This is a genomic window from Chamaesiphon polymorphus CCALA 037, from assembly GCF_003003845.1.
In the GTDB taxonomy this organism is placed as follows: domain Bacteria; phylum Cyanobacteriota; class Cyanobacteriia; order Cyanobacteriales; family Chamaesiphonaceae; genus Chamaesiphon; species Chamaesiphon polymorphus.
In genome coordinates this window covers 1-5770 of sequence record NZ_PVWO01000378.1, presented here as the reverse complement: position 1 = coordinate 5770, position 5770 = coordinate 1, and the positions used below count along the sequence as shown (strand labels likewise).

Genomic DNA, 5770 nt, shown 5'->3' with positions numbered 1-5770 from the left:
AGCAAGGCTAGATCGACAGTCCCCGCTCGGAGCAAGGTATCATTACCCTGGATGACAGTAGTTAGTTTGGTCAGATCGTCGCCGATGCCCGGAATGCCGGAGATTTTGAGCGCGTCGGTACCAATTTTAAAGTCAGTAATTGTATTGATACTAGTCGGCAAAGTTGTCACGGCGAGGATAAAAGTATCCTTACCATTACCACCCGTGAGTGTATTGTTACCCAACCCCGCAAAGAAGGTGTCGTCACCCTCGCCACCCAACAGGCGATCGTTGGTAGCGGCAAATAAGCGATCGTTGCCAGTTCCGCCATCCAATTCGTTGCCACCTTTACCGTCGGTAGCATCGAGGATATCGTTACCGCCTTCACCAAAAAGTCGATCGTTTGTCCCAGCATATAGCTCGTCGGCACCTTCACCAGCATAAATCTGATTGTTGCCACCACTAATACTGACATCGATGACGTTATTGCGGCTATCGCCGATAATCCGAGTATTGGATTCTTTAGCACCGAGCAATAGATCCGCCGGATCGGTAGCGGTGATGATTTTGGTGCTAATAATTCCCGTCACGGGGAGATTTTTGGATAGCTCTAGCAGCCCTAATTTTTCGGGTACTTTGCTCCCTGGCGCAACGTTAAAATCGTTGTCATTAATTAAGGCGAGCGTATTGGGTGCGACTAATGCCAAACCTTCGAGTTTTTCGACTCCGGTATAGCCCAATTGCGCTGCATTCGCGATGAGGCTTTTGCTGACGGGGGCAATTTTGGCAGTAGTTAATTCGGCGGGGGTGAGTTGTTCGATCGTTTTACCCGCAGGCAATGTAAAGTTGGCGGGGTTATTAATATTAGTCGCTGTTGCGAGATCGATTTGGTAGATCAGCTTATTCGAGGCAGTTGTCGCGAGATCGTCGCGTTCGACAACGGCAAATTTACCACCACCGAGCGAAACAGCATCGCCGAGTTTGTCGGTTTTGGCGTTACCAGTACCCGTAATATCATCGAGCAGGTAGAGATATTCACCAGTGACTGCTTTAGTTGCGGTATCGAATTCTAAAATACGGACAGTGCGAGAAGCTCTGGAAACCGTATCGCCAGCATTATCTGGATTATCGATCGGACTTTGCATGAAGGCATAGAGCTTGGTACCTTCGATCGCGACTGCTTCAAAACCCCGATTGCTGCGGCGTTGAGCGTAAACTTCGGGCAATACTTCGGTGCCAAAGTCGATCGCGACTAGATCGATCTTCGCCGCGCTGGTACCTTTGGGGATAAACCTGTCGAGCAGTTTACCATTGGTGTCGAATCGATAAATTGCGGGGCGATATTCGTCTACCATCCAGTAGTTACCATCAGAGCCGATGACGATGCCTTCGACGTCTGCACCGAGCGGATCGTTGGGTAAAACTTTGCCATCGAGATCGACACCAATTTCGTCGGTATAGGCTAACCCATTCCCCCTAGCTTGGAGGTTTGGCAATCCGGTGAGTGGTGTCTTACCATCGGCTCTAAATAAGCCCGTGCGCTTGGTAATATTAATCTCGCCAGAGTTACGATTGAGTTCAAAACTGACGATTTCGGGTTGAAAAGTTGGTAATAAAAAGGGACGATTGGCACCAGTCGGCTCGCCATTTGGGCCGCGATCGGTATGGGTAATAAATTTGAGGTTACCATTAGCGGCAATCCCTTGGAAATATAACCCCGAAAAACCACCGAGGAATAAATCTTGCCCTTTGGAAGTCGTACCTAGCTTGGGTAGGTTGGTAAAGTCATAGCTCGTCACATTGCTACCTGCATTATTGGGTGCGGTAGGATTGACGGCGACGGTGTTGCTATTAAGGCTACCTGGCTCGGTATTTTTGAGTAGAGCTAGTTGTTGCACACCAAAGCTAACGGTAGCGTCAGAGCCAGATTTGGCAATGGTGAGATCGCTAAATTGGCTAACGCCAGCGAGGTTAACCCTAATCGTGTCGTTTAATCGATCGAAATCAGTAATGGTATTGGGTGTTGTGGGGACATCGACATTGGCAACCCAAAAGACATCTTTGCCCGCGCCACCTGAAATCGTATTGCCACCCTGTCCGCCATAAATCTTGTCATCGCCAGCATCGCCAGCAACCGTATCGTTGCGATCGGCATAAATAGTATCGTCACCATCGCCACCAGAAAGGGTGTTGGAGCCATTACCATCGGATGTGAGGCTATCGTTACCTGCCTCGCCTTCTAGTCGATCGTTGGTGTAAGCATACAACTCATCATTGCCATCTCCACCACGGAGAGTATTGTTGCCATTACCAGCTAACGCGTCTAAGTAGTCATTTCCGGCTAAACCCAACAAGGTGTCATTGCTTTTGCCAGCGTCAATAAATAATACATCATCGTTATTAGTCCCATTAACTATGCCCATTAAATTCTCCCTTAATTAATCTGTATAGAACACGGATGATTTTTTGCCGAACTACTGTTGTGTAGCGAAGATTAACTTTCTTGTCAGAACGAGCGATTAAAAGAAGACAGCGCGATTGCCGTCGAGCTAATATACTGTCATAAACTGTCAACTCATAGTCATTTATTCTGTCAAGAGTAGGCGAGCACCTTAGCTGAAATATATCTTTCGATATTGTCAGTGGAATTTTATCACTGGTTTTATCATTTGAGCATTAAATTAAGCTAGTTTTAAAATTAAGATATGGTTAAGGATAAATAGATTTAACTTTAACTATCGGCGATCGAACGTGGGGATCGATAGCCATTTAATCGATAAAAACGTTCGACACAAAAGGGAATAGGATGCTATATCTTTCGATAGCATCCTATTTCTACTAACTAATACCAAACCTGGTTTGTACGACCTATGAAACTTGCCCTCACCCCCAACCCCTCTCCCAAGCTTGGGAGAGGGGTTGGGGGTGAGGGCAAGTTTCATAGGTCGTACAAACCAGGTTTGGTATTAGTTAGTAGAAATAGGATGCTATCGAAAGATATAGCATCCTATTCCCTTTTGTGTCGAACGTTTTTATCGATTAAATGGCTATCGATCCCCACGTTCGATCGCCGATAGTTAAAGTTAAATCTATTTATCCTTAACCATATCTTAATTTTAAAACTAGCTTAATTTAATGCTCAAATGATAAAACCAGTGATAAAATTCCACTGACAATATCGAAAGATATATTTCAGCTAAGGTGCTCGCCTACTCTTGACAGAATAAATGACTATGAGTTGACAGTTTATGACAGTATATTAGCTCGACGGCAATCGCGCTGTCTTCTTTTAATCGCTCGTTCTGACAAGAAAGTTAATCTTCGCTACACAACAGTAGTTCGGCAAAAAATCATCCGTGTTCTATACAGATTAATTAAGGGAGAATTTAATGGGCATAGTTAATGGGACTAATAACGATGATGTATTATTTATTGACGCTGGCAAAAGCAATGACACCTTGTTGGGTTTAGCCGGAAATGACTACTTAGACGCGTTAGCTGGTAATGGCAACAATACTCTCCGTGGTGGAGATGGCAATGATGAGTTGTATGCTTACACCAACGATCGACTAGAAGGCGAGGCAGGTAACGATAGCCTCACATCCGATGGTAATGGCTCCAACACCCTTTCTGGTGGCGATGGTGACGATACTATTTATGCCGATCGCAACGATACGGTTGCTGGCGATGCTGGCGATGACAAGATTTATGGCGGACAGGGTGGCAATACGATTTCAGGTGGCGCGGGCAAAGATGTCTTTTGGGTTGCCAATGTCGATGTCCCCACAACACCCAATACCATTACTGATTTCGATCGATTAAACGACACGATTAGGGTTAACCTCGCTGGCGTTAGCCAATTTAGCGATCTCACCATTGCCAAATCTGGCTCTGACGCTACCGTTAGCTTTGGTGTGCAACAACTAGCTCTACTCAAAAATACCGAGCCAGGTAGCCTTAATAGCAACACCGTCGCCGTCAATCCTACCGCACCCAATAATGCAGGTAGCAATGTGACGAGCTATGACTTTACCAACCTACCCAAGCTAGGTACGACTTCCAAAGGGCAAGATTTATTCCTCGGTGGTTTTTCGGGGTTATATTTCCAAGGGATTGCCGCTAATGGTAACCTCAAATTTATTACCCATACCGATCGCGGCCCAAATGGCGAGCCGACTGGTGCCAATCGTCCCTTTTTATTACCAACTTTTCAACCCGAAATCGTCAGTTTTGAACTCAATCGTAACTCTGGCGAGATTAATATTACCAAGCGCACGGGCTTATTTAGAGCCGATGGTAAGACACCACTCACCGGATTGCCAAACCTCCAAGCTAGGGGGAATGGGTTAGCCTATACCGACGAAATTGGTGTCGATCTCGATGGCAAAGTTTTACCCAACGATCCGCTCGGTGCAGACGTCGAAGGCATCGTCATCGGCTCTGATGGTAACTACTGGATGGTAGACGAATATCGCCCCGCAATTTATCGATTCGACACCAATGGTAAACTGCTCGACAGGTTTATCCCCAAAGGTACCAGCGCGGCGAAGATCGATCTAGTCGCGATCGACTTTGGCACCGAAGTATTGCCCGAAGTTTACGCTCAACGCCGCAGCAATCGGGGTTTTGAAGCAGTCGCGATCGAAGGTACCAAGCTCTATGCCTTCATGCAAAGTCCGATCGATAATCCAGATAATGCTGGCGATACGGTTTCCAGAGCTTCTCGCACTGTCCGTATTTTAGAATTCGATACCGCAACTAAAGCAGTCACTGGTGAATATCTCTACCTGCTCGATGATATTACGGGTACTGGTAACGCCAAAACCGACAAACTCGGCGATGCTGTTTCGCTCGGTGGTGGTAAATTTGCCGTTGTCGAACGCGACGATCTCGCGACAACTGCCTCGAATAAGCTGATCTACCAAATCGATCTCGCAACAGCGACTAATATTAATAACCCCGCCAACTTTACATTGCCTGCGGGTAAAACGATCGAACAACTCACCCCCGCCGAATTAACTACTGCCAAAATTGCCCCCGTCAGCAAAAGCCTCATCGCGAATGCAGCGCAATTGGGCTATACCGGAGTCGAAAAACTCGAAGGTTTGGCATTAGTCGCACCCAATACGCTCGCCTTAATTAATGACAACGATTTTAACGTTGCGCCAGGGAGCAAAGTACCCGAAAAATTAGGGCTGCTAGAGCTATCCAAAAATCTCCCCGTGACGGGAATTATTAGCACCAAAATCATCACCGCTACCGATCCGGCGGATCTATTGCTCGGTGCTAAAGAATCCAATACTCGGATTATCGGCGATAGCCGCAATAACGTCATCGATGTCAGTATTAGTGGTGGCAACAATCAGATTTATGCTGGTGAAGGTGCCGACGAGCTATATGCTGGGACAAACGATCGACTTTTTGGTGAAGGCGGTAACGATATCCTCGATGCTACCGACGGTAAAGGTGGCAACGAATTGGATGGCGGAACTGGCAACGATCGCTTATTTGCCGCTACCAACGATCGCCTGTTGGGTGGCGAGGGTGACGACACCTTCTTTGCGGGGTTGGGTAACAATACACTCACGGGTGGTAATGGTAAGGATACTTTTATCCTCGCCGTGACAACTTTGCCGACTAGTATCAATACAATTACTGACTTTAAAATTGGTACCGACGCGCTCAAAATCTCCGGCATTCCGGGCATCGGCGACGATCTGACCAAACTAACTACTGTCATCCAGGGTAATGATACCTTGCTCCGAGCGGGGACTGTCGATCTAGCCTTGCT

2 protein-coding genes are annotated in these 5770 nt (G+C 46.9%); one reads left to right on the top strand and one right to left on the bottom strand.

The genetic code is table 11. The annotated features are described in order from the left end of the window. A partial coding sequence (locus C7B77_RS22195) for an esterase-like activity of phytase family protein (RefSeq protein ID WP_146138451.1) occupies positions 1-2402 on the bottom strand: 2402 nt, incomplete at its 3' end. A 966-nt stretch (positions 2403-3368) separates the two neighbouring features. Between C7B77_RS22195 and C7B77_RS22200 the strand changes: the two genes are divergently transcribed. Continuing rightward, the coding region (locus tag C7B77_RS22200; protein WP_146138451.1) for an esterase-like activity of phytase family protein at positions 3369-5770 on the top strand (2402 nt) is incomplete at its 3' end.